Consider the following 25,984-nt stretch of genomic DNA (forward strand, 5'->3'; position numbering starts at 1 on the left):
CTGAGGCCTGATTTCATATCCAGGATATATCCGGAACATGATCAGATTCTGACCGGGCTTTTTAACAATTCTTGTTTTTGCAGTTTAATACGTTAATACAGTTTTTACATTTTTGTTTATATGGAGATTTGACCATGGAAAGCATGGAGAAAACGAATCCTGAGGGCGTACAGGGAGCAGGAGATACGGAGAAGACCTGCTGCTGCCGCAAAAAGCTCCGCCCGGAAAAAGAATACAGGGATCTGCTGAACCGCCTCAGCCGTATAGAGGGGCAGATCCGGGGCCTCAAGGGAATGGTCGAGCGCGATGCCTACTGTATAGACATCCTCAACCAGGCATCTGCCGCGAGCAGTGCTCTTTCGAGCTTCTGCAAGGTGCTGCTCTCCAGCCACATCCGCACCTGTGTCACAGAGGATGTCCGCGAGGGAAATGACGAGAAGGTCGATGAACTGGTTAAGACCCTGCAGAAAATGATGCGGTAGAAAGTATTGCAGAAAATGATGCGGCAGAAGACTCCGCAAAAGATGCTGCAAAAGAATCTGCAGAAGATGCCGCAAAAGCTGCGGTATAAGATGCTGTATAAGCAGCTGTAAAAGACGCCGCAAAATATGTCTGGGTGATTCAGTATATCATGCAGAAAGAAACCACGCAGATCTGCCCGGATTTACGTTTATATGTGGAATTTAAGAGGATTAAATTTTAAGAGGATTAAGAAGGAATGGATCAGTACACAGTCACAGGAATGAGCTGCGCGGCCTGTCAGGCGCGCGTGGAGAAGGCGGTCTCCAAAGTCGAGGGAGTGAGCAGCTGCAACGTGAGTCTGCTCACGAATACGCTGGCGGTGGAGGGAACAGCTTCGCCGGAGGCGGTCATGCAGGCCGTGGAGAATGCGGGCTACGGCGCGGCGCCCAAGGGTGCCGGAAGCGCGGCAGGCGCCGGATCCGCGGGGGCAGGGAGCCGGGGCGCCCTGGGGAGTCTCTCCGCGAAACTGGCGGCGGAGGAGGATGCGCTGAAGGACCGGGAGACACCGGTCCTGAAAAAACGTCTTCTGACTTCGCTGGGCTTTCTCATCGTCCTCATGTATTTTTCCATGGGGCATATGATGCTGGGATTACCCCTGCCGGCCTTTTTTACAGGCAACCATGTGGCGATGGGTCTGATCCAGCTCCTTCTGGCCGCCATCGTCATGGTGATCAACCAGAAGTTTTTCGTGAGCGGGTTTAAGAGCCTGCTGCACGGCGCGCCCAACATGGATACGCTGATCGCCATGGGCTCCGGCGCGGCCTTTATCTACAGCACGGTGATGCTGTTCGCGATGACACGCGCGCAGACCGATGGAAATATGGCTGCGGTCTCGCAGTATATGATGGAGTTCTATTTCGAATCCGCTGCGATGATACTGACTTTGATCACAGTGGGCAAGATGCTGGAGGCCAGGTCCAAAGGACGCACGACGGACGCGCTGAAGAGCCTGATGAGGCTTGCGCCCCGGACTGCGACAGTCATCCGGGACGGGCAGGAGCAGGAGATCGGGATCGATTACGTGCGGACGGGAGATATTTTTGTTGTGCGTCCGGGCGAGAACATCCCTGTGGACGGTATCGTCCTCGAGGGATCGAGCGCGGTCAATGAGGCAGCGCTCACGGGCGAGAGCATTCCGGTGGATAAAAAGGAGGGAGACGAGGTCTCGAGCGCGACCCTGAACCAGTCCGGCTATCTGCGCTGCGAGGCGACGCGTGTCGGAGAGGACAGCACTCTCGCCCAGATCATCCAGATGGTGAGCGACGCGGCTGCGACAAAGGCGCCCATCGCCAGGCTGGCGGACACGATCTCGGGAGTCTTCGTACCGGCGGTCATCGGGATCGCCCTGGTCGTGATCTTCTTCTGGCTTGTGATCATGCACCGGCCGGCCGGCTTCGCGCTGGCCCGCGGCATCTCTGTGCTTGTCGTGAGCTGTCCCTGTGCACTGGGGCTGGCGACGCCGGTTGCGATCATGGTCGGCAACGGCATGGGCGCGAAAAACGGCATCCTCTATAAGACTGCGGAAGCCCTGCAGGAGACAGGCAACGTGCAGATCGTAGCCCTGGACAAAACGGGGACGATCACGAAGGGGGAACCCGTCGTGACAGATATTCTTCCGGCGGACAAGGTTTCGGCAGAGGAACTGCTGACCTGGGCGGCAGCGCTGGAATCCCGCAGCGAACATCCGCTGGCCAGGGCTGTTCTGGATCATGCGGCAGCTGTGTCTGCAGGAAGCGCAGAAGTATTTCCGGATTACAGGGCCCTTTCCGTCTCGGATTTCGAGGCAGTACCCGGCAATGGCCTGACAGCCGTCTGTGAAGGAAGGAAAATGGCGGGCGGAAACCTGGCCTTTATCCTGACCAGAGTCGATCAGCCTGCAGACGCGGACGGTGTCATGGGGACGCAGATCCGCGGAACGGCGGACAGACTGGCGGAAGAGGGGAAGAACCCGCTGTTTTTTGCCCGGGACGGACAGTATATGGGCACGATCGCTGTGGCGGACACCATGAAGGAAGACAGTGCGCAGGCTGTTGCGGAGCTTCGCGGTATGGGCATCCATGTTGTCATGCTGACCGGCGATAACCGCAGGACGGCGGAGGCCATCGGACGCCAGGCGGGCGTCGATGAGGTCGTGGCGGGAGTCCTGCCGCAGGGCAAGGAGGAGGTCATCCGCCTTCTGCAGGAAAAGGGCAGGACAGCCATGGTCGGCGACGGCATTAACGACGCTCCGGCGCTGACCCGGGCGGACATCGGCATCGCCATCGGAGCAGGCACGGACGTAGCGATCGACGCCGCGGATGTCGTCCTAATGAAGAGCCGGCTGACAGATGTCAGTGCTGCCGTGCGCCTTAGCCGGCAGACCTACAAGACCATCCTGTGGGGCCTTTTCTGGGCGCTCATCTACAATTCGATCCTCATCCCCATCGCCGCGGGACTCCTCGTCCCCCTGGGCATCACCATGGATCCCATGTTCGGCGCGCTCGCCATGAGCCTGTCGAGCTTCTGTGTGGTCACCAATGCGCTCCGCCTGAACCTCATGCAGGTGCACAGCGCCGCAAAGGATACAAAAAACTGGAAAAACAGCTCCGGGCATCCGCTGCCGCTTGACGCGGACGGGAAGCTTCTGGCCGACTACACCCGCCGGCAGGAAGAGCGGAATAAAGAGGAGCAGCAAAAAGCGCTGGAAGCGTTGAGAAAGGAGAATCTCATGACTAAGACAATGGAAATCAAGGGTATGATGTGCACCCACTGCGAGGCGACCGTGAAAAAGGCCCTCGAGGCTGTTGCAGGTGTGACCGCGGCGGATGTCAGCCACGAGAAGGGTACAGCTGTCGTCTCCATGGACGCTGAGATCGCGGATGATGTCCTCAAAAAGGCGGTCGAAGACAAAGATTATGAGGTGCTCGGCATCGCGTAAAAAAGCAGACATAAGAAGCAGCCGCGAAAAGCAGCTGTAAAAAAGTAAACGCAAAAGAAAACAATTGGAAAAGCAGACTGTTTTTTAAGAACGTGAGAAATTAAGAACGCGAGAAATGATCAAAGGGGCGTTTCCTGCAGCAACGGGAAGGCCCCTTTGTCAGGAGACAGTCAGGAAATAGTCAGGAGACAGTCAGGAGGCAGAACCATGCGTCAGAAAATGCTGTCGGAGGCGCTCAGGGAGCGCTTCGGGACAAAGGTCTATAAGCTGTCGCTGACGAGCGGCTGTACATGCCCGAACCGGGACGGGACGATCGGGACGGGAGGCTGCACTTTTTGTTCCGAGGGAGGCTCGGGAGAATTCGCGGCTCCTTTTCTTCCGATCGATGAACAGATCAGGGTCGCGAAACAGTGGGTCGACTCGAAATTCCCGGCAAAGATTCCGGTTTCTGAGCGCAGGTATATCGCCTATTTCCAGTCCTTTACAAATACCTGGGGAGACGTGGACAGACTGCGGCAGCTCTATCTGGAGACGATCCGGAGGCCGGAGATCGCCGTTCTGTCGATCGGGACGAGACCGGACTGTCTGCCGGCGGAGATCCTGCAGATGCTGCAGGAACTGCGCTCGATCAAGCCAGTCTGGGTGGAGCTTGGCCTGCAGACCATGCATGAGCGGACCGCCCGGGCGGTCAACCGGGGATATTCTCTCCCGGTGTTTGAAGAGGCCTGCAGAAACCTGCACACGATCGGCGTCGAGGTCATCGTCCACCTGATTATGGGACTTCCGGGTGAAACCCGCGAGGATATGCTGGAAACCGTCCGGTACATCTCCCGGCTGGACCCGCTTCCCGAAGGTATAAAACTTCAGCAGCTTCAGGTGCTGCGCGGAACAGAGATTGGAAAGCTGTACGAAAAGCTGTATGAAAAACTGTATGGAAAACCGTGTGAAAAACCTTATCGATATCCCAATCTCAGTGAAGAAACTCACCGCGATATCCGCAGGGAGGAGCAGCCCTTCCCTATCATGTCATTAGAGGAGTACTGCAGCCTGGTGCGTGACTGTCTGGCGATCCTGCCGGAGAGTATCGTGGTCCACCGCCTGACCGGGGACGGCCCCAAATCACTGCTCATCGAACCGTCGTGGTCTGCGGACAAAAAGCGTGTGCTCAATACCATGCGGAAATATCTGACCTGAGATTTACAGATCAGCTGTCCGGTATTTTTTCAAATCAGCTGCAGTGCGCTGAAGCTTAATCCGGATGATTGATCACCCTGGCCGGATGACTGGCGCTGAAGCCGCTGTCAATCCAGATGATTGATCATACTGGCCAGATAACCGGCGCCGAAGCCATTGTCAATGTTCACGACACTGACACCGCTGGCGCAGGAATTAAGCATTGACAGAAGAGCGGACAGGCCTCCGAAGGAAGCTCCGTAGCCAACACTGGTCGGCACGGCGATGACAGGGCAGTCAACAAGCCCTCCGATGACACTGGCCAGAGCCCCCTCCATACCGGCGATGGCAATGATGACGCGGGCGGAGAGGATCTCATGCTGGTGCGCCAGAAGGCGGTGGAGCCCCGCTACGCCGACGTCGTAGAGACGGATGACTTCATTTCCAAAGGCCTCCGCAGTCAGTGCGGCTTCCTCCGCGACAGGCATGTCACTGGTGCCGCCTGACGCGATGACGATCCTGCCGCGGCCGTCCGGCACGGGGATCTGTCCGATGATGCCGACCTGGCTGAGGGGGTCATAATTCAGGGAAATGCCGCTGCCGACAAGATCAGCGGCTTCCTGAGACATGCGCGAAATAAGGACAAGCTTCTGCCCGTGGGAAATCAGGGAGCGCGCGATCCCGAGGATCTGTTCAGGCGTCTTCCCCGCGCCGTAGATCACCTCGGGGATGCCCTGGCGCATGGCGCGGTGCAGATCCGGCCTGGCATAACCGAGATTCGCAAATCCGTGTCCGTACGCGGCATTTGTATCATTCGTATCGCAGCCGCAGGAGGGGTCCTGCTCGCTGCTGTGGGGAGCCCCGCCCGGAAGGGCATAGGGAATCTCCCGCAGTTCGATGGCGGCTTCCTCAGGGGAGACTGTGCCGGAAGCCACCTGTTCAAGTAGATGTTTCAGTTCTTTGTTATTTTTCATAGCTGCCTGTCTTATAAATGTCAATCTTCTTTCTGTTGTCCGAATAACGCGGCTGCCTTTTCAAGTTCGTCGCGGATTTTGATATGCTGGGGACATACTTCCTCGCACTTACCGCACTTGATGCACTGGACAGCCTGCTTTTGCCCGTGACCGCCGACGAGCCAGCCCTCCTGGTGTTTTGCGGCATCCAGGTTATTGAACTGTGTATAAATATTAGAGGCTGTGAAGGTGCCGGAGATTCCGATATTTTTCGGACATACTTTGGCACAGTAGTTGCAGGTGGTGCAGGGGATAAGAGGGATGCCGCTGAGGACTGTGCGGGCCTTTTCGACGACCCCTTTCTGCTCTTTTGTGAAGCCGGTGAAATCCTTCATGTAGGAGAGATTGTCCTCCATCTGGGCGAGGTCGCTCATACCGGAGAGAACGACCAGGATCCCCTCCAGGTCCGCGGCGAAACGGATCCCCCAGGAGGCGGCGGAGATAGAAGGATCCGCGGCATTGAAGATCTCCATTACTGCTGCGGGAGGGTTCGCCAGGAGACCGCCCTTGAGCGGCTCCATAATGATGACGGGCTTGCCGTGTTTTCTGGCCACCTCATATACGCCACGGGACTGGATCGCGGGATTTTCCCAGTCGGCATAGTTGATCTGCAGCTGGACAAACTCCGCGTCCGGATGAGCTGTCAGGATCTGGTCCAGCTCCTCAGGAGTCGAGTGGAAGGAGAAACCGTAATGACGGATCTTTCCTTCCGCCTTTTTCTCTTTCACAAAATCCCACAACTTGAAATCGTCAAAAACCCGGGTGCGGTGCTCGCCGAGGTTGTGGAGCAGATAGCAGTCAAAATATCCTGCCCCGGTCTTTGCCAGCGAGGTCTCAAACTGGGCAATGGCATCCTCCCGGGTCTTACACTGGATCCAGGCGGCGTTCTTGGTCGCCAGCTGGAAGCTTTCTCTGGGATACCGCTCCATCAGGGCCTGCCGTACCGCTTCTTCCGATCCTTCATAAGCCCAGGCTGTATCAAAATAGGTGAAGCCGGCTTCCATGAAGCGGTCTGTCATTTCCTTTACCTGTTCAATGTCAATGACATTATCTTTTTTGGGAAGGCGCATCAGGCCGAATCCCAGTTTCCTGATTTCTTTTTCAAAGAGCATGGTAATCCTCCGTTTGTACTCAATATACCGCCTGTTCTTTGTTTTTTTTCGATGGATTTTTACTCCAATGGAAATTTTTTCCGGTGGACTTTTACTCCAATGGAATTTTCCCGGATGGATTTTTCGATTGAATTTCTCCGATTGAATTTCTCCGATGGGATTTTCCCGGATGAAATTTTACTTGATGAAATTTACTTGATGAAATAAGAATTTATGTAATAAGCTGATTATAGCGTATCTGTTTATGAATTAGAAGTGCCTTGTCTGTTCCCACACGAGTGCAGAAAATGTTGCAGAAAATGTTTGTTTTGAAATTGAAATCTAATCATTTTCAGTCTGGTGTGGTATGATTGTCTGTGAAAAAAGGCAGCGCAGGATTGTATTAGGAGGGACAGCGGATTATGAAAAAGCATCAGCTGCGAAATATGTTTATAAAGACGGCAATTGCCCTTACAATGATGATTTCGGCCGCATGGCTCTCCGGTTGCAGCCGGCAGCAGGCGGAGATGGAACAGAAAGTCGTGCATGTTTCTGAATATGGAAACGATGAGACAGGTACAGGCACATGGTACGCACCGTACGCAACCATTTCCCACGCGGCCGAAACAGAGCCCGGATCGCTGATCCTGGTAGGGGGAGGGGAATACGAGCCATTTGAGCTCGGACCGGGCTGTTCGGGCAGCGAAGATTCGCCTACAGTGATCCGTCCGGCAGAAGGCGCGAAGGTGGTCATTCCTGTGGAGGATGAGGCCGGTATTTTCCTGAAGAATGTACAAAATATATCGGTCGAAGGACTGGAAACCGTGGGTGGTGTTTATGCGATCGAATATCTCAGTACTCCTGAAGCGGGTAAACAGACCTTAAGCAACATCAGTATCCGGAACTGCAGAGTTCACGATGTCCGCGGAGAACATGGCATTTGTGTTTATGCGCGCAACGACCTGGCACCTGTTACAAACCTTACGATCGAGGGGTGTGAGGTATACGACTGTGAGTGCCACTGGAGCGAATCTATGGTCATCAACGGCAATGTAGACGGATTCCTGATCGAGGGAAACAAGATCCATGATAACAACAACATCGGGATCGACATGATCGGCTTTGAAGGGATGGCGTTTCATCAGGACGAGGCCGGCGGGATAAACCCATATGATGCGGATTATGTAAGAAACGGAATCTGCAGGAATAATTTTGTCTATAATATCAGTACTGAGGGCAATGAAGTGTATTACGAGGACGGGGAATACGACCTCTGCGCCGGAGGTATTTATGTAGACGGCGGTCAGAATATTGAGATATACAACAATTTTATTTTCAACTGCGATATCGGAGTGGAAGTCGCCACTGAACACAGCCCTGATGATAATGAATTGTTCAAAGTATCGGGAATCAATGTACATGACAATGTGATTGCCGACTGTACGGGATGGGCAGGAATAGTTTTCGGAGGATATGATAAGGACCTGGGATTTACTGAAGATTGTGTATTTGATTATAATACTCTGATCGATAATGTTTATCAGATCGTAGTACAGCGCAGCCAGAATAACCGGGTATGCTCCAATCTTATTCTCGGCGGAGAGGAAGGGATCCATTTTGAATATTTAGTCTGGGGAGACAGCCTGGTCAACGAGATCAGTGGAAATGCTGCCTCCGGGATTATGAATGAGGAATCCTGGTCGGAAGTGTTCGGAACAGTATATCCCGACAGATCAGAAACAAAGGATGGCTTCCGCTCGCTGGTCGAAGATACAGGTTCCCGCTTTGTACCCGACAAAGAAATGACAGCTGTCTACAAAGCTCAGATAACCAGGAAAAGATGGAACAACCTGAAGGAAAGAGTTAAATCCTGGTTCGATCGTTATTTCGGGGAACCGGAAGAAGAAAATGCGGAAGAAGAGAATGCGGCAGAAGAAAATGTGGAAGAAGAAAATGCGGAAGAAGAATAAGCCTGAAAACCGGGCAGGCGAGGCTTCCCCGGATCTTTAATGTAAACCGGGAAGGTACGCCGCCAGCACGGACAGGAGCACAGCCGGAAGCATATTGGCGACCCGGACCTTTTTCCCCCAGACCAGATTAAGGCCCACGCAGAAGATCAGGATGGAGCCGATGAGGGAGAGGTTTGAAATGGCTGCTTCTGTCATGACAGGCGCAATGAGCCTCGCCAGAAGTGTGATGCTTCCTTCAAAGAGAAAGATCGGGACGGCGGCAAATGCGCATCCTTTCCCCATGGAGGAGGTCATGACAGCGACGATGATAAAATCGAGGACAGATTTGACAGCCAGGATCGAATAGTCGTGGAGGATCCCGTCCTGGATCGCCCCGACGATCGCCATGGCCCCGATGCAGACTGTCAGGGAACAGGTGACAAAAGCGTCCACAAAACGGGTGTCCCCTGCGTTTCCCGTCCGGTTCCTCAGCCAGATTCCGAACTTCTCAAAATAGTCCTCAATCCCGATCAGCTCTCCGATCACTGTGCCCAGGGCCAGACACAGGACGATAAACATAGAGCGGCCGCTCGTGATGGCGGCAGTGAAGGGAACACCCCCCGAAGCTGTGACCGCTGTCTCTGCGGCTGTACCCATATTTTCCTGGACCGCAGCTGTGTTCTGGGTTCCGGCGGTAAGGGCTACCTGAAGCATTCCCTCCATGGCGCCGGCGATCCCGATAAAGAGAACGCTTATTCCGCAGGCCATGCTGAGGGAATCCTGTTGCTTTTTTGCAAAAAAATGCCCGACCGTCAGGCCGGCAAGTCCGCCTCCCGCGACGCATGCAGTGTTGATGAGTGTACCAATGCCTGTCATTTCCAATCCCTGTTGTCTTATACCTTTCTATTTATGCCGTTCTATGTTTGCCTTTCTCATAGAGTCTGTACAGCATAACACATCTGTGAGTGAATTGCCATGGTCCCGGAAAAAACAAAAACACCTACAGAGCTAAATGACTACAGTACACGCCCTATCGAGGGCGTGTACTGTAGCTTGCGAAAATCCCATTCAAAATCGCTTCGCGATGGGATTTTCGCCGTAAAACTCGGGTTTTTAGCGAAAAAGCCGCGAAAAACGCCTCGAGTTTCGAGCCGGTCTGTATTGTAACGCTAATGACCATATTGAATCGGAGGAAATAATTCATGCAGAAAATCGTTCTTCTCTTTCCCGGTGTGGGTTATCACACAGATAAGCCCCTTCTTTTCTACGGCAGAAAACTGGCACAGAACTACGGTTATGAGACCGTGATCAGCCTGTCTTACGGGGGATTTAAAGGCGGGATCAAGGGAAATCCCGAGAAGATGAAAGAGGCGTTTGAGAGCGCTCTTTCCCAGTCGGAGGAAATCTTCCGCAAGGAGTGTAAAAAGAACGGGCTCGACCGCAAGACACTTTTTGCCGGGGATAATGAGGTCCTTGTCATTTCCAAGAGCATCGGCACGGCCGTGGCGGCCGCCTTCCAGCAACAGCATGGCTTTGTCGGTAAGAACATTTATTTTACTCCGGTGAAACAGAGTTTTCTGTTCATGCAGCCCCGGAGCGGAATCGTTTTCCACGGGACCGCGGATCCCTGGGCGGAAACGCAGGATATCCGGGAGGGCTGTGAAAAACTGGGACTTCCGCTCTATATCACAGAAGGGACCAATCACTCCATGGAAACAGGGGACTGCCTGAAGGACCTGCAGATCATGCAGGAGATTATGGGGCACTGCAATGAGTATCTCAGTTCATAAAAAACTTTCTGGCAGAAGACTGGCAGAAGAATCCTGCTGCCGTTGAAAAACAGGATTGCCTTGGAATCTGCTGCGTGATATACTAGATCCTTGTTTGAGACTTTAGCGCGCCTGCGTGATACAGTGTTAAACAGAGCTGCTTTCAGCGGCTTCCGGTTATTAGAAGTTATTAGAATAAGGAGAAAGAAACTATGAGTATCAGAATCGGAATCCTCGGTTATGGAAATCTTGCAAAGGGTGTTGAGAGCGCGATCATGCAGAACGACGATCTGGAGCTGGCGGCGGTATTTACCCGCCGGAATCCGGCTTCTGTCAGCATTCGTACAGCCGGTGTTCCGGTTCTCTCTCAGGATGCCGCGGCTGACATGAAGGACAGTATAGACGTCCTTGTGATCTGCGGCGGCAGCGCCACCGACCTTCCCGTCCAGACACCGAAATATGCCGAGATGTTCAATGTGGTGGACAGCTTCGATACCCATGCCAATATCCCGGTCCATTTTGCAAATGTCGACGCTGCGGCGAAAAAGGGCGGTAAGATCGGGCTGATCTCCTGCGGCTGGGATCCCGGGATGTTCTCTCTGAACCGCCTGTATATGAACTGCATTCTGCCCGAAGGCAGGGACTACACCTTCTGGGGAAAGGGCGTCAGCCAGGGCCATTCCGACGCAGTGCGCCGGATCGAGGGTGTTATTGACGCGCGCCAGTATACCATTCCTGTAGATGCGGCTGTGGAGAGCGTCAGGAAGGGTGAGAATCCCGAGCTGACGACCCGCCAGAAACACACCAGGGAGTGCTTCGTCGTTGCGGAGGAAGGCGCGGACCTCGCCCGCATCGAGCGTGAGATAAAGACGATGCCCAATTATTTTGATGAATACGACACAACGGTGCATTTTATCACTGCTGATGAAATGAAAAAGGATCATTCCGGCCTTCCCCATGGCGGGAGCGTCATCCGCAGCGGTGTGACCGGCATCGACAAAGAGCACACCCATGTCATTGAATACAGCCTCAAGCTTGATTCCAACCCCGAGTTCACAGGCTCTGTTCTCGCAGCCTATGCCCGGGCAGTCGCCCGCATGAGCAAAGAAGGCCGCACGGGCGCGGTCACCGTCTTTGACGTGGCTCCCGTCTACCTTTCTCCTTCTTCTCCGGAGGAGATCCGCGCGCACCTTCTGTAAAAGAACCGGATATGATCAGCCTGCGCAGTCTGTCCCGGCTGTGCGGCTCATACAAATACAACCGGTATTTTATCCGCACCTGCTTCCTGCACGGTGTACTTGACAGATACATTGGACGATTGAAACACCTCCGTTTTTGTTTGATCAGAAGCGGAGGTGTTCTGCGCACAGCAGATATCGGATGGTTTATGACAAATGGTGAAACGTTACAAGTCACACCCGCGCCAGCCAAAAACCGGACAACGGATTCTTCTTTTATGGTCTATAAATTTTATGGTACTATAAATGCGAAAAAAGGGAGACCTTTAAAAAAAGGGAGACCTTCAAAAAGGAAAACGCTCAAAAGAGAGACATACAAGAGAGACATACATTAGGAGATATAGATTATGTACAGACTGACTTCAAAACTGATCGTTTACAGGGAGATTGGAGAGGAGAGCATCCTGATGCAGCTCTCTGACGTCTGCAGGGCTTTTGACAGGGGAGACTATGACCGCGAGGAGCTGACAGCCCGTGTGCTGGACCAGATCCACCGCCTTCTGGATCTGGCGACGAGATACGGTTTTAACAAAAACCTGTGGCACAATTACCTGGCCTTCCTGCTGGCTATGACGGAGACTCCTTTCACGCTGGTCTCCGAAAAAGTAGGCGCCAATGAGGGTTCGGTCAATCATTTTGTCAAAAATGACCTCCGCGTGTTCCGCCAGCTTTTTGATTATGATTTCGGACCGCTTGAAAAAGCGCTGGGGACCGACGTTTTTTCCGTCATCGAGGATTATCATGCGGTCGGAAAAAAAGAGCGCGTCTATAACCGCAGTGTGAGCGAAAAGGTACAGGCTCTGAGCAGACAGCTGGAGGAGTCCGCCGATGAGGATGATATGTACCGTGTCGTGACGGATTTTTACCGGGATTACGGTGTCGGCATGTTCGGCTTAAACAAGGCTTTCCGTATCAACGAGCGCTGGAGCAGCGCCGTGGAGACGGGAAATCCGGGAAGCAGTGCAGCACCCGGAGCGAAAATGAATACGGCCTCCTCTTCCGGAGGCGGGAAACCGGTGGATTATGCCGCTGCGGGAGAAAGCGATTTCCTGATCCCTATTACAGCTACCAGCGATGTCGTGCTCGACGATCTGATCGGTTACGAACTCCAGAAAGAAAAACTGATCGCCAACACAGAGGCTTTTGTCAGTGGGCGCCTGGCCAATAATGTCCTGCTGTACGGGGATGCGGGAACAGGTAAATCCACCAGCATAAAAGCGATCCTGAACCAGTATTATGACCGCGGACTGAGGATGATCGAAGTCTACAAGCATGAATTCCGCTATCTGCAGCGTATCCTTGCCGAGGTCAAGAACCGCAACTACCGCTTCGTGATCTACATGGATGATCTCTCCTTTGAAGAGTTCGAGATTGAGTACAAATACCTGAAGGCCGTCATTGAGGGCGGCCTTGAGACAAAACCGGAAAATGTCCTGATCTACGCGACATCCAACCGCCGCCACCTGATCCGCGAGACCTGGTCGGACCGGTCCGACCGATCCGACGACGAGCTGCACCGGTCCGATACCATGCAGGAGAAGCTCTCCCTGGTGGCCCGCTTCGGCATTTCCATCGGTTACATGAAGCCCTCTCACAAGGAGTATCTGCATATTGTCAGGGAGCTGGCGCAGAGGTATCCTCAGATCACCCTCTCGGAGGAGGAACTCCTCCAGAAGGCGAACCAGTGGGAGCTCCGCAGCGGAGGCGCCTCGGGACGCACTGCCCAGCAGTTCATCAATTTCCTTGCCGGGCAGGAATGAAAACTGCTTACCGGACACTTTTGCCAGCCTCAGGGGCTTTCGCGGTTCGTGAAACGAAATGATGCGTTCTCTGCCTGAAAACCCGGGAGAACTGCCTCGACACAATCGCGGAGTGTGTTGCGCACAGCGAAGCATACAACAAAGCTTCGCACTGTTGAATCTGCTAAATCGCCGCGCGCAGGCGTTACATGTCCACGCCCTTTGAGGAGGCGTGGACAGATCATATCAGTAACGCGGCAAGAAACGCCGGAAACGTATCTTTCATGTGTCCTTGCTTTTTTCATGGCACATGTTTACAATAGCTAATACGGGTTTAATAGTTGATATTGTTTAATATGGACGCGTATGCCCACCGGACAGACAGGGCGGTTCCGGAAACGAAAAGAGATTCTCCGGTCTTGCGCTGACCAGGGTGTGTCCGTGAAAACCTGAAATAAATCGAAACCGGTCAATAAATGACCGGCACCAAAAATCATTTTACGGCTTCAGGAGAGTAGTTTACATGGAGACTAAGCTTCCGGTTTTGTGGATCGTCATTCCCTGCTATAACGAGGAAGCGGTACTGCCGATTACGGCTCCGATGTTCCTGGATAAAATCACACAGCTTGCACGGGAAGGCCTGATCGCGCAGGAGAGCCGGATCCTTTTTGTCAATGACGGTTCGAAGGACACCACCTGGCAGATCATACAGTCTCTGTCCGGGGAGGATCCTCACTATCTGGGAATCTCCCAGAGCCGGAACCGGGGACATCAGAATGCTGTTCTCGCGGGCCTCATGGAAGCCAAGGAGCACTGCGATATTACTATCTCTATTGACTGTGACGGCCAGGATGATATCAATGCGATGGACGAGATGGTGCGCCAGTACCGGGAGGGCTGCGAGATCGTCTACGGAGTCCGGTCCCGCAGGGATACGGACACCTGGTTCAAGCGTGTGACTGCCGAGAGCTTCTATAAACTGATGAATGAGATGGGCGCGGAGGTCGTGTACAATCACGCGGACTATCGTCTGGTTTCTTCGAAGGTGCTCTATGCCTTTGAAAATTACAGGGAGGTCAATCTCTTCCTGCGCGGTATGTTCCCTCTGGTCGGATTCAAGAGCACGTCAGTTTATTACGAGCGGCATGAGAGGATCGCGGGACAGAGCCATTATCCGCTTTCAAAAATGCTGGCGCTTGCCCTGGACGGTATCACCAGTATGAGCACGAAACCGATCCGCCTGATCACCGGATTTGGCTGCCTTGTCGCTGTCATCAGCTTCATCGGTGTGATCTGGTCCATCGCCGCCCACTTTATGGGCGCGGCTGTCGCCGGCTGGTCCAGCATGGTCTGCATCCTCTGCTTTCTGGGCGGGATCCAGCTGCTGGGGATCGGCGTGATCGGTGAATATGTGGGCAAGACATACATGGAGACGAAAAACCGTCCCAGATATATCATTAGTGAAAAGACCTGGAAAGATCCCGAAGATCCCGGGATCCGGATTGGATAGTCTTCCTCCGGAAGCTGATCCATGACAGGCTGTAAAAATATGATGAAAGCGACGCGGAGCGCGGGACGCGCGAAACAGCGCTCAGCTTTGATCACAGTGTTTGTGAACCGAGGTTTTAGCCACAGGCATGAAAGGAAAAGAACCATGATCCAAACGGCAGATTTCGATTATTATGCTCCTACAAAGGTGGTTTTCGGCAGGGGAGCTGAGAGCAGGCTCGGGACGCTGGTCCGTGAGCAGGGCTGCAAAAAGGTCCTGATCCATTACGGAGGCGGCAGCGCGGTCCGCTCCGGTCTGATCGCCCGGGTCGAAAAGGCCCTGGACGAGGAGGGAATCGGCCATGTCGCTCTCGGAGGCGTTGTGCCCAACCCCCACCTCGGCCTTGTCTATGATGGAATCGAACTTGGCAAAAAAGAAGGCGTGGATTTCATCCTTGCTGTGGGAGGCGGGAGCGTCATTGATTCTGCCAAGGCTATCGCCTACGGGATCGCGGATCCGGAAGAGGGCGACGTATGGGACTTTTTTGTAAAGAAGAGACCCTCAAAAGCCTGTCTGCCTGTCGGTGTTGTCCTGACGATCGCTGCAGCGGGCTCGGAGATGAGCAATGATTCTGTCATCACAAATGAGAAGACCGGCATCAAACGGGGACATGGAAATGATATCTCCCGCGCGAAATTTGCGGTCATGAATCCCGAGCTGACGATGTCCCTGCCGGATTATCAGTCCATGAGCGGCTGCACCGATATCATGATGCATACCATGGAGCGCTATTTTACCAACAACGGTAACATGGAACTGACCGACAGCATCGCAGAGGGACTCCTGAGGACAGTCAGAAAATACACGGAGATCATTCATGCGGAGCCTGACAGTTATGAAGCCCGCGCGGAAGTCATGTGGGCGGGAAGTCTTTCCCACAACGGTCTGACCGGATGCGGTGCCAAAGAGCGCGATTTTGCCAGCCACATCCTTGAGCATGAGCTGGGAGGAATGTTTGATGTCACCCACGGTGCAGGGCTTGCGGCTATCTGGGGCACATGGGCCCGCTATGTGTACCGTGACTGCCTGGACCGCTTTGTGAAATTTGCCGTCAATGTCATGGATGTCGAACCCGGGGAGACCGGGGAAGAGACCGCTCTGAAGGGGATCGAGGCCATGGAGGCCTTCTACAGACGGATCGGTATGCCAACCAGCCTTCATGAGCTGGGAGTCGATCCCACTGATGAACAGATCGACATTATGGCCCACAATGCTATCATCGCTTCCGGAGGAAAAAGAGGCAGTGCCCGCGTCCTCTATGAAGATGATTTCGTCAGGATCTATAAAGCGGCCAGAGATGACCGCTGACCGGTCTGATCACCAGTAACGACAGCAGCGAGTCTTGAATCTGCTTCGAACAGGTTCTTTGACCAGAAGTTTTAGAGAATTTCCCGCGCCGGGAAAAGAGGTGCCTGATGGCTCTGCGCAGAGACAATAATAAGGAAAAACAATTGAACAGGGCAGGCTCAGGGCGGAGTAAGGCGCGAGGGGCAGGATTGTATGACCTCAGGTATTCCAATCAGGATCAGCCTGCCTCGACCTGGACAGGTCAGTCTGCGGATCTGTATACCTTTGGCGAGGAACTGGATCCAACAGGAAGAAACAGAGCTTCCGGCAGTTCCCAGGGGAGTTACGGCAGGACAGAAGCGGAAGAAAGACCTTACAGGGAGCGCCACCGTGTAGAAGTAAAAGAGACGGATTATACCAGAGGCAGAGGAATCGTGCGCGGCAACGCACCTGCGGAGCGAAGAGAAGCAGCGGATCCCGGGGAAAGAAGGGAAATCTCCGCTGACATGTTTGTTTCAAACCGGCCTTCCCGCAGGATCACCCGGCGTTCTTCTGCCGGGACAGATGGATATTCATATGGCAGCACTGCCGGACGAGGAGGTTCCCTCCGGACCCCCGCGGGGGTTAACAATCCGGGGACCAGCTACGCCCAGCTCTCTGATACGCGCCGCGGAAGCACGAACCGCGACCGGGAATACGCGCAGCCCTTTGATACGCGCCGCGGAAGCACAAGCCGTGATCGGGAATACGCGCAGCCCACAGACAGCTGGCGCGGAAGCACAAGCCGCGGCCGGGAATACGCGCAGCCCACAGACAGCTGGCGCGGAAGCACAAGCCGCAGCCGGGAATACGCGCAGCCCACAGACAGCCGCCGCGGAAGCACAAGCCGCAGCCGGGAATACGCGCAGCCCACAGATACTCGCCGCGGAAGCACAAACCGTGACCGGGAATACGCGCAGTCCTTTGATACTCGCCGCGCGGCCACGAGCCGTGAGAATGATTACGCCCGCTCCTTTACCCAATACCAGGACTACAGCCCGGAGGACGAGGAGTGGACAGATTCTGTTTCAGATGAAACAGCGGAAAAAGAGAGAAGAGCCAGGCAGCGAGCCAGGATAAGAAAACAAAGGGAAAAAGAGCTCCGTATAACATACATTAAAATCGGGGCCGTGGCGTTTGTTTTTTTGTTTGCTGCCGCTTTTCTGATCTCCACTGCGGTAAGAAGACTCCCTCTCTTTTCCGGCAGTCACGGGACAGCAGCGTCTCAGGAGGCAGATGATTCTGAAGGGATCCTCGCCGCATCCGGAGGAGAAGAGTCCTCTGATGAAAAGCCATCTGATGAAAAGCTGTCTGATGAAAAGACTTCCGGAGAAAATCAGGATACGTCAGGGCAGGAAGATACAGCGGGAAGGGATCAGGCAGAAAAGGAGGATTCCCCTGCGGATGAGAACGGAGCGGCTGAAGACTCAGGCGAAAACGACCGGGAGACTGCGGATTCCGACGCGAAGGACAAAGACGCGCAGGCGGATGAGGAGCCTGAGCAGGCTGCAGAGGTGTCCGGTCAGCAGGATGATCTGGAGGCAGACGCCGGAGCGGACGTGGAGGATGAAGATCTTCTGATCCTGGTCAATCCCTGGAATACTGTCCCGGAGGGATATAAGGTGGAGACCTCCTCGCTCCTTAACGGGGAGTCTGTGGACAGCCGGTGCTACAGCGATCTCGCCGCCATGCTGCAGGAGTGCCTGGCAGCGGGCGGATCACCGATCGTCTGCTCTGCTTACCGTCCTCACGAAAAACAGGTGCGTCTCTATCAGGAGCAGGTGGATTCCCTTCTCGCTCAGGGCAGAACGCAGGAGGAGGCGGAAGCAGAAGCGGGGACCGTGGTCGCTGTGCCCGGTACAAGTGAACATGAACTCGGTCTCGCAGTGGACATCTGCGACAGCGAAAACCAGAACCTGGATGAATCACAGTTAGAGACATTGACACAGCAATGGCTGATAGAACACTGCTGGGATTACGGTTTCATCCTCCGCTATCCGGTGGACAAGAGTGAGATTACGGGCATCATCTATGAACCGTGGCACTACAGGTACGTAGGCCGGAAAAACGCGGCGAAGATTCATGAAAGTGGACTATGCCTGGAAGAGTACCTTGGTAAAAACTGAGAGACAACAGGGAAGGCAGTCATCATAAAATGCAGATAGATCCAGAACGGATTAAAAAAAGGACGAAAAGAACAGTCCGCAGAATCCAGAACAGAATACGAAAACAGAAGAAGAAAATCCGAAGGATACTATACAGGATCAGGCGGCAAAAGATCGTCCGCAGAGTACAAAACAAGGTACGGAACCAGGAGGCCTTCCGCAAAATAAAAATAAATGCGGGCAGGTCTTTCAGGCGCGCAAGGCGTTTTGCCGCCGCGAAACTGGAACCCGTAAGGATTCGCCTGAAGGATCTCTTTAAGGATGTCCCGCCGGCGCTCCCGGTCTCTATGGCCATGCTCCTTTTCCTTTTTATCGCACTGGCGTTGATGAGCAGGATCGAGCCGGACCACGGAGGACAGGGAGAGAATGAACCTTCTTCTGTTTCAGAAAATGTCTCAGAAAATACTTCAGAAAAAGAGGAAAAAGAAGGAGGGGCGGACAGCACAGAGCAGGATTCAGCCCTGAAGCTGGCTGTACAGAGCGTCCTTTCCCGTACGGTCCGGGAAGTAGTCGATCTCAAAGAGGGCGCGGAGCAGACAATGCGGGGAAACTTTATGGAGATCCTGGACAAAGGCCAGGGGGCTTCCTATGAGCTTCCTTCGGAAAGCTGGAGACCTCTGTGGGAGGAGACCCGCCGGGAGAGGCGAGAACAGCTCTCGCAGGATCCTTTCCTGCTTCTGGTCAACAAGTGGCATTATCAGCCTGACGGATATGAGGTCGAACCGGTCACGCTGCCAAACGGACAGCAGATCGGAGACCAGTGTTATGACCAGCTGATGAAAATGCTGGAGGACTGTGAGAAAGCAGGAGGTACACCGATCGTGTGCTCAGGCTACCGTCCTCACGAGTATCAGGTGGGGCTCTTCGAGGAGCAGACCAGCCGCTGGCTTTATGCAGGCTACGGGCAGGAGGAAGCAGAGGCACTCGCCGCTACAGCAGTGGCGATCCCCGGGACCAGCGAGCATGAACTGGGACTTGCCGCCGATATTTATTCCTCTGAAAACCTGAACCTGGATGAGAGCCAGGTCAATACCTTCACCCAGCAGTGGCTCATGGAGAACTGCTGGCACTATGGCTTTATCCTCCGCTATCCTAAGGATAAGAGTGAGATCACAGGCATTATCTTCGAGCCGTGGCATTACAGATATGTCGGGGATGAACATGCCAGGAAGATCCACAGCGCGGAAATCTGCCTGGAGGAATATCTTGATATGGCAGAGCATCCCGATGAAGCAGGGGATTCAATCGCAGCCGATTACCTCAAGGACAGCTGAAGCTGTTATTCAGTCAATCATTACAGGAGGGCAATATGAAACAGGATGTTATCTATATCACAGGACACCAGCATCCGGACACGGATTCGATCGCGGCCGCGATCGGCTATGCTTTTTTCAAGCGCGCCAATGGGATAAAGGCAGTACCCTGCAGGCTTGGCAAGATCGGGACGGAGACGAAATACCTTCTGGACAGATTCGGCTTTGAGGTACCCATGCTCCTGGAGGATGCGCGTGTAAAAATGTCGGAGATCGAGATCGATGATCCGGTGACCATACATCCCGAAAAGACGATCTATGACGCGATCCAGCTGATGCACGAGACAGGGAGAAAGACCTGCGGGGTCGTGGACGATCAGGACAGGGTGGTCGGAATGCTCACCCTCAACGACATCGGCCTAGTCGCTATCAGCGACACAGAAGACTCGGAGAAGCTCCTGGAGGACATCTCCCCTGAAAATATCAATACAGCGATCGGCGGCAGGATCGTTTACCGGGCACCCGACCGCCACATCAGAGGCAGAGTCTCAGTCATCGCCATGACCAAAAAGGATCCCGCCATCCATGATGTCGAGGGTAAGATCGTGATCGCGGGTGACGATCCGGATTCGCAGAAGCACCTGATCGAGATGGGAGCAGGTATGCTGATCCTGGTCCGTACGGATTCGCTCAGAGAGGATGTGCTGGAAGCCGCGAAAAAGATGGGATGTTCCATCCTGTTCTCCGGCCATAAGACGATGAATACCTCGCGATACACCTACTTTGCTCCTCCGGTCAGCAAGATCATGTCGACCAAAGTGGTCAAGTTCTATGCCAACGAACTTGCGGAAGATGTCGGTACAAAAATGATGCAGACCCGTTACCACGCCTATCCGATCGTGGATGAGAACGACAGGATCGTGGGCTGCGCGTCCCGCTTCCATATCATGAACAGCAAGAATAAAAAGATTATCCTCGTGGACCACAACGAGTTTTCCCAGTCTGTCCGCGCGATCGAAAAGGCCGAAGTGCTGGAGGTCATCGACCACCACAGGATCAATGACTTTTCCACGAAACGCCCTGTCGCTTTCCGAAATGAGATCATAGGCAGTACGGCTACGATCGTGGCGACCATGTTCCGTGAGAACCAGATCCCGATCCCCCAGAACCTGGCCGGACTCCTTCTGGGCGCCATCCTCTCCGATACCCTCAAGTTCCAGTCCCCGACGACGACGGAAAAGGATATACGCACAGCTAATATCCTGGCCGCCATCGCGGATCTGGACATCGATGAGTTCGCGTCGGACATGTTCTCTGTCGGAGCGGATATCAAGGGCAAGACCATCAAGGAGCTCCTCAACCAGGACATCAAATTCTTTGACATCGAGAACTGCAGGACCATGGTCTCACAGGTGATCATCTCCAAATTCTCGGCTCTTGTGGGTATGCAGGATGAGATCCAGTCGGTCCTCGATGAGTTCACGATGAAAAAGGAACTCGACCTCTGCCTGATGGCCTTCACCAGTATCCTGGATAACGGGTCGATCTTCTTCATTTCCGGAGAAAAGACCGGCTGGGCTCTGGAAACCTTCCCCAACCAGGATGAGGAGATGCATTCCATCCAGCGGGGCGTCCTTTCCAGAAAGTCACAGATCGTCCCGATGCTGACAGCAACGATCCAGAAGTATTCATAAACAGAAAATATGTTTAAGCAGAAAAAATGTTTAAGCAGAAAAAATGTTTAAGCAGAAAAAATGTTTAAGCAGAAAATATGCTTAAGCAGAAAATATGCTTAAGCAGATAATATGTTTAAACAGAAAATATTCATAAATTGGAAACATTCATAAGCAGGAAACATTAGTAAACAGGAAACCGAATGGAAAAAGAATACAGAGATTATATGATCCGGGCAGTTGCGGCAGACGCGCAGATCCGCGCCTTTGCCGTGAGCGCCAGGGATCTGACAGAAAAGGCCAGACAGGCCCATAACACCAGTCCCATCGCGACCGCTGCCCTGGGACGCGCCATGTCCGGAGCGCTCATGATGGCGGATATGCTCAAAGGACCCAGGGACCTGCTGACCCTGCAGATCGATGGGGACGGCCCCCTGCAGGGACTGGTCGTGACGGCAGACAACCACGGACATGTAAAGGGATATGTCAAAAATCCGTCCGTCATCCTTCCCCCCAACGCCCAGGGCCATCTGAACGTCGGGGGCGGGATCGGCAGGGGCACCCTGACGGTGATCCGGGATATGAACCTGAAAGATCCCTATATCGGTCAGATCCCCCTGGTGACAGGGGAGATTGCCGAAGACCTGACGGCCTATTACGCCCAGTCAGAACAGATTCCTTCTTCAGTCGGACTGGGAGTCCTGATGAACCGGGAGAATACAGTCCGCCGGGCGGGAGGCTTTGTTGTGCAGCTCATGCCCTTTGCGGACGAGGATGTGATCAGACAGCTGGAAGAGAATATCCGGGGAATTTCATCCGTCACCGCCATCCTGGAAGAGGAGAGTACGCCGGAGCATCTGCTGGGGACAGTGCTGAAAGGTTTTGACCTGCAGGTCACCTCCGTCGAGGACGTCTGCTTCCAGTGCAACTGCAGCCGGGAACGTTTCGAGCGGGGCCTTTTGCTCCTGGGGAAGGACGAACTCGAGAGTATGATCGCCGACGGTAAGGACGTCGAACTGACCTGTCAGTTCTGCAACAGTGTATACACATTTTCACCCGAGGACATCAGGACTGTTCTCGGGAATCTGTCCGTATCATGAACAGGTCCCGGGGATCTGTAGATTATCAAATTTTTTACATGTTCTGAATGAGGATATAGAAAAATGTATTGTGCAAAATGTGGCGCTTTTCTGGCTGATGATGCCAGAGTATGCAGTTCCTGCGGGAAGCCTGTACGTATCCGGCCCGCTGCGGGAATACCTGCCGGGGAAAAGACAGACCGGACAGACAGGCATTCCCGGGGCGCTGAGAGCCGGCAGCAGATCACAGATGACGAGCAGATCATGGATCCCGTCTACTTTGAGGACGCCGAGGGAAATCCTGATCTGGAGTCAATCATCAGGATGGCAAGGGGAGAGACCATTCAGGAGCCGGAGGACCGGACCCCTGAAAAGAACAGGACATCTCCGGAATCCCGTGAAGATACCGGAAGGCCCGCCTCCAGTAAAACCGCCGATCAGTCTTCAGACAATTCCGGGTCTGGAAAGAAAGCTGCTCCGGACAGCCAGAGCAGGACAGTCCGGACCCCTCTGACCGCTGAGGAGAGAAAAGAAGCAGAGGCTGCCAGAAAAAGACAGGAAGCAGCCCTGAAAAGAAGGCAGGCGTCCGCCGCAAAACGTAAAAAGGCAGCCGCATCGAACAAAAGAAAGGCAGCTGCTGCCAGACAGGAAAGACCGGTGTATTCGGACAGAAACACCAGCCCTGCTGTCAGGCGTGACCCCAAAAAGCCATCCATGTTTGACGGAATCCGCCGTAGCATGACGGAATACACCCATGCCAGAGAGGAAGCTGCTGATGAAAGGCAGATGAGAAAACATATGGCCAATGCAGCCAGGTATTATGCCTCTCTGGACATGTCTGAGGAATGGACAGAAAGGCAGCCCGGCCGTACCGGCTATGGGAAGGCGGACACATATGACACCGCTCCGGGCAGGGTAAAAGACTTCGGAGAAGACTTCGCAGCCGACTTCGCAGCCGCTGAATTTGGACCTGAGGCTGCGGGAACTGCCCGAAAGACAGCCCCTGTGAATGTCCCTGCGGCAGCAGAGCCCACTGAGTTTGCGGCGAAGGCTGTGGAGACTAAGGCGGCTGTAAAGAAAGCCGCTCCTGCGAGGACAGCAGAGCCCGCAGACCGCACAGCCAGGTTCGAGGAGCTTGCGGAAAAGGCCACTCCTGCGAGGACAGCAGAGCCCGCAGACCGCACAGTCAGGTTCGAGGAGCTTGCGGAAAAGGCCGCTCCTGCGAAGGCAGCAGAGCCCACAGACCGTACAGCCAGGTTCGAGGAGATTGCGGAGAAGGCTGCTCCTGTGAAGGCAGCAGAGCCCACAGACCGTACAGCGAAGGCAGAAGAGGCTGTGAAAAAGACAGCCCCCGGGGAGAAAACGGCTGCAGAATACGGATTGAAAGAAGATCATGCAGCAGATACAGCTGCCGCCGGCAAGATGTACGTCTCTGCGGCAGCAGTAGAGGAGCTCCGTGCCCGGCTGACGGAAGAGCTCCGTCCCGGTCTTGAAGAAGAGATCCGCGCAGGCCTGGAGGAAGAACTCCGTCCCGGTCTTGAAGAAAAGATCCGCACCGGCCTGGAGGAAGAACTCCGTCCCGGTCTTGAAGAAGAGATCCGTGCCGGTCTGGAGAAAGAGATCCGCAGCAGTCTGGAAAAAGAGTACGCAGCCAGAGCAGAGACCGGAGCTGCTTTGAAGGCAGGTTACCTGAGTGATGATGGGGGTCAGTATAATGGCCTTTTCAGCGAAGAGGAACTGCGTATCGAAGCTGCCCGCCGTCTTCGCAGGTATAACGACGCGGAGCTGGAAGAAATCAATGCCGCTTTTGGCCTGTTTGGGCTGAACAGGGCTATGACCGTCCGTCTCGCCACTTTCTTCCTGATCGTAGTGCTGAGCGTGATCTATGTGATCGGCAGGGGAAATAATCCGGAGGATATCCAATCTGCTCCTGCCGGGACCGTGTCAGAAGATGCTGTATCCCCGGATAAAGAGGAAGGTACCCAAAAGAAAGAGGGCACAGCAGATTCAGTCCCGACCGGCGGCGGGGAATTCGGCGGAGAGGATGCTTCTGAAGAAGAATAAATAATAACAATAAAAGAGGAGGCAGAAGGTTAAGTCATCATGCAAAGAGAAAAATTGGGCAGCCGTTTGGGTTTCATTCTGATCAGCGCGGGATGCGCGATCGGGATCGGGAACGTTTGGAGATTCCCTTATTTATGCGGACAGTACGGCGGAGGCGCTTTCGTACTGATTTATTTGTTTTTCCTGATCATCATGGGGCTTCCAGCCATGTGCATGGAGTTCTCAGTGGGCAGAGCCAGTAAGAAGAGCCCGATCTGTATGTATCAGGAGATTGAGCCAAAAGGAAGCTTCTGGCATATCCACGGTCTGTTCTGTATGTTGGGCAACTATCTGCTCATGATGTTTTACACCACTGTGGCAGGCTGGATGATACAGTACTTTTTCCGTGAAATCAGCGGGACGTTTGTAGGACTGGAACCGGATGCTGTTGCGGAGGTTTTTTCAAACGGTCTCTTGAACCCGGCTGTCCAGGTCGGATGCATGGCGTTCGTTATCGTTGTCGGTTTCTTTGTCAATATGCGCGGCCTTCAGAGCGGTCTGGAGAGCGTAACAAAGGTAATGATGACCATGCTCATCGTCATCATGCTCGTCCTTGCCGTCAACAGCCTCTTCCTGCCCGGCGCAGGAGAAGGGATCCGTTATCTTCTGGTCCCGGATGTAAACAGGCTTGTAAGCCAGGGAGTCTGGAATGTGGTCGTCGCCGCAATGAACCAGGCGTTCTTCACGCTCAGTATCGGTATTGGTTCCATGGCGATCTTCGGCAGTTACATCGACAAAGAGCAATCCCTGCTGGGAGAGTCTGTCAACGTAGTCCTTCTTGATACCCTCGTTGCGATCAGCTCCGGTCTGATCATTATCCCCGCCTGCTTTGCCTACGGGGTGGAATCCACAGCAGGCCCCGGCCTGATCTTCATCACCCTTCCCAATATCTTTAACAACATGCCCATGGGAAGGCTGTGGGGAAGCCTGTTCTTTGTATTTATGTCATTTGCCGCTTTCTCCACTGTCCTTGCTGTATTTGAAAATATCATGGCCATGTGCATGGATGCGTTTGGCTGGTCAAGGACGAAGGCGGGAATCATCAATATCTTCCTGCTCCTTATCCTTTCCCTTCCCTGCGCGCTGGGCTTCAATGTCCTTTCCGGGATTCAGCCTCTCGGAGAGGGAAGCTCCTTCCTGGACCTGGAGGACTACATTGTCAGCAACTTCCTGCTGCCGCTCGGAGCCCTGGTCTTTGTCCTTTTCTGCACCCGCCGCTCGGGATGGGGATGGGAGAATTTCAGGAATGAAGCCGACCAGGGAGAAGGTTTGAAGGTTCAGGACTGGATGCGTCCGTATATCACCTGGGTACTCCCGGTACTGATCATTGTTGTTTTTGTCATGGGACTTCTTTGATGGACTGAAAGAACCGGCCGGCCCCGAAGCCTGAAGGACTGAAAGAACTGACCGGGGCATAGCGCGAAA

General features: G+C 54.0%; 18 protein-coding genes. 15 read left to right on the forward strand and 3 right to left on the reverse strand.

The genetic code is table 11. The features are described 5' to 3' along the window. The first annotated feature begins 143 nt into the window (after positions 1 to 143). From BLT02_RS04365 to BLT02_RS04375, 3 genes are all read left to right on the forward strand, one after another. A complete protein-coding gene (locus BLT02_RS04365; protein ID WP_092992101.1) occupies positions 144 to 482 on the forward strand; it encodes a metal-sensing transcriptional repressor in 339 nt (112 codons plus the stop codon). 236 nt (positions 483 to 718) lie between these two features. Further along, the gene (locus tag BLT02_RS04370; protein WP_092991962.1) at positions 719 to 3,439 is read left to right on the forward strand and encodes a heavy metal translocating P-type ATPase; all 2,721 of its coding nucleotides are present in this window, start codon (positions 719 to 721) and stop codon (positions 3,437 to 3,439) included. 207 nt (positions 3,440 to 3,646) lie between these two features. Continuing rightward, positions 3,647 to 4,633 carry a tRNA modification radical SAM protein MnmL/YtqA gene (locus BLT02_RS04375; protein WP_092991964.1) on the forward strand — a complete coding sequence of 329 codons (987 nt, stop codon included), beginning with the start codon at positions 3,647 to 3,649 and terminating at the stop codon, positions 4,631 to 4,633. A gap of 107 nt (positions 4,634 to 4,740) precedes the next feature. Here BLT02_RS04375 and larB read toward each other — a convergent pair whose 3' ends face one another. Next, the gene (gene larB, locus BLT02_RS04380) at positions 4,741 to 5,586 is read right to left on the reverse strand and encodes a nickel pincer cofactor biosynthesis protein LarB (RefSeq protein WP_092991966.1); all 846 of its coding nucleotides are present in this window, start codon (positions 5,584 to 5,586) and stop codon (positions 4,741 to 4,743) included. Positions 5,587 to 5,606: 20 nt separating this feature from the next. Continuing rightward, a complete protein-coding gene (locus tag BLT02_RS04385) occupies positions 5,607 to 6,737 on the reverse strand; it encodes an aldo/keto reductase (RefSeq protein WP_092991968.1) in 1,131 nt (376 codons plus the stop codon). A gap of 401 nt (positions 6,738 to 7,138) precedes the next feature. Between BLT02_RS04385 and BLT02_RS04390 the strand changes: the two genes are divergently transcribed. Further along, a complete protein-coding gene (locus BLT02_RS04390; RefSeq protein WP_092991970.1) occupies positions 7,139 to 8,686 on the forward strand; it encodes a NosD domain-containing protein in 1,548 nt (515 codons plus the stop codon). A gap of 36 nt (positions 8,687 to 8,722) precedes the next feature. Here the strand turns inward: BLT02_RS04390 and BLT02_RS04395 are convergent, their stop codons facing one another. Next, positions 8,723 to 9,541 carry a DUF554 domain-containing protein gene (locus BLT02_RS04395; RefSeq protein WP_092991972.1) on the reverse strand — a complete coding sequence of 273 codons (819 nt, stop codon included), beginning with the start codon at positions 9,539 to 9,541 and terminating at the stop codon, positions 8,723 to 8,725. Positions 9,542 to 9,867: 326 nt separating this feature from the next. On the opposite strand from BLT02_RS04395, the gene BLT02_RS04400 reads away from it, so the two are divergent. The 11 genes from BLT02_RS04400 (at position 9,868) to BLT02_RS04455 (ending at position 25,915) form a co-directional block, all read left to right on the forward strand. Beyond that, positions 9,868 to 10,455 (forward strand): hypothetical protein, encoded by a 588-nt coding sequence (locus BLT02_RS04400; protein WP_092991974.1) that lies wholly within the window; start codon positions 9,868 to 9,870, stop codon positions 10,453 to 10,455. Between the two features lie 191 nt (positions 10,456 to 10,646). Continuing rightward, the gene (locus tag BLT02_RS04405) at positions 10,647 to 11,633 is read left to right on the forward strand and encodes a diaminopimelate dehydrogenase (RefSeq protein ID WP_092991976.1); all 987 of its coding nucleotides are present in this window, start codon (positions 10,647 to 10,649) and stop codon (positions 11,631 to 11,633) included. Between the two features lie 386 nt (positions 11,634 to 12,019). Next, positions 12,020 to 13,432, forward strand: coding sequence for an ATP-binding protein (locus BLT02_RS04415; protein ID WP_092991980.1), 1,413 nt, complete (start codon positions 12,020 to 12,022; stop codon positions 13,430 to 13,432). A gap of 502 nt (positions 13,433 to 13,934) precedes the next feature. Further along, positions 13,935 to 14,921 carry a glycosyltransferase family 2 protein gene (locus BLT02_RS04420; protein WP_092991982.1) on the forward strand — a complete coding sequence of 329 codons (987 nt, stop codon included), beginning with the start codon at positions 13,935 to 13,937 and terminating at the stop codon, positions 14,919 to 14,921. Between the two features lie 144 nt (positions 14,922 to 15,065). After that, positions 15,066 to 16,268 carry an iron-containing alcohol dehydrogenase gene (locus tag BLT02_RS04425; protein ID WP_092992103.1) on the forward strand — a complete coding sequence of 401 codons (1,203 nt, stop codon included), beginning with the start codon at positions 15,066 to 15,068 and terminating at the stop codon, positions 16,266 to 16,268. Positions 16,269 to 16,375: 107 nt separating this feature from the next. After that, positions 16,376 to 18,412 carry a M15 family metallopeptidase gene (locus tag BLT02_RS04430; RefSeq protein ID WP_092991984.1) on the forward strand — a complete coding sequence of 679 codons (2,037 nt, stop codon included), beginning with the start codon at positions 16,376 to 16,378 and terminating at the stop codon, positions 18,410 to 18,412. Between the two features lie 29 nt (positions 18,413 to 18,441). After that, positions 18,442 to 19,725, forward strand: a complete 1,284-nt coding sequence (locus BLT02_RS04435) for a M15 family metallopeptidase (RefSeq protein WP_092991986.1) — start codon at positions 18,442 to 18,444, stop codon at positions 19,723 to 19,725. 35 nt (positions 19,726 to 19,760) lie between these two features. Continuing rightward, positions 19,761 to 21,398 (forward strand): putative manganese-dependent inorganic diphosphatase, encoded by a 1,638-nt coding sequence (locus tag BLT02_RS04440; RefSeq protein WP_092991988.1) that lies wholly within the window; start codon positions 19,761 to 19,763, stop codon positions 21,396 to 21,398. 182 nt (positions 21,399 to 21,580) lie between these two features. Then, the gene (hslO, locus tag BLT02_RS04445; protein WP_092991990.1) at positions 21,581 to 22,477 is read left to right on the forward strand and encodes an Hsp33 family molecular chaperone HslO; all 897 of its coding nucleotides are present in this window, start codon (positions 21,581 to 21,583) and stop codon (positions 22,475 to 22,477) included. 63 nt (positions 22,478 to 22,540) lie between these two features. After that, positions 22,541 to 24,520 carry a hypothetical protein gene (locus BLT02_RS04450; protein ID WP_092991992.1) on the forward strand — a complete coding sequence of 660 codons (1,980 nt, stop codon included), beginning with the start codon at positions 22,541 to 22,543 and terminating at the stop codon, positions 24,518 to 24,520. 39 nt (positions 24,521 to 24,559) lie between these two features. Continuing rightward, positions 24,560 to 25,915, forward strand: coding sequence for a sodium-dependent transporter (locus BLT02_RS04455; protein ID WP_092991994.1), 1,356 nt, complete (start codon positions 24,560 to 24,562; stop codon positions 25,913 to 25,915). Positions 25,916 to 25,984: the final 69 nt, after the last annotated feature.

The organism is Sarcina sp. DSM 11001, assembly GCF_900101015.1.
In the GTDB taxonomy this organism is placed as follows: Bacteria; Bacillota; Clostridia; order Lachnospirales; family Lachnospiraceae; genus CAG-791.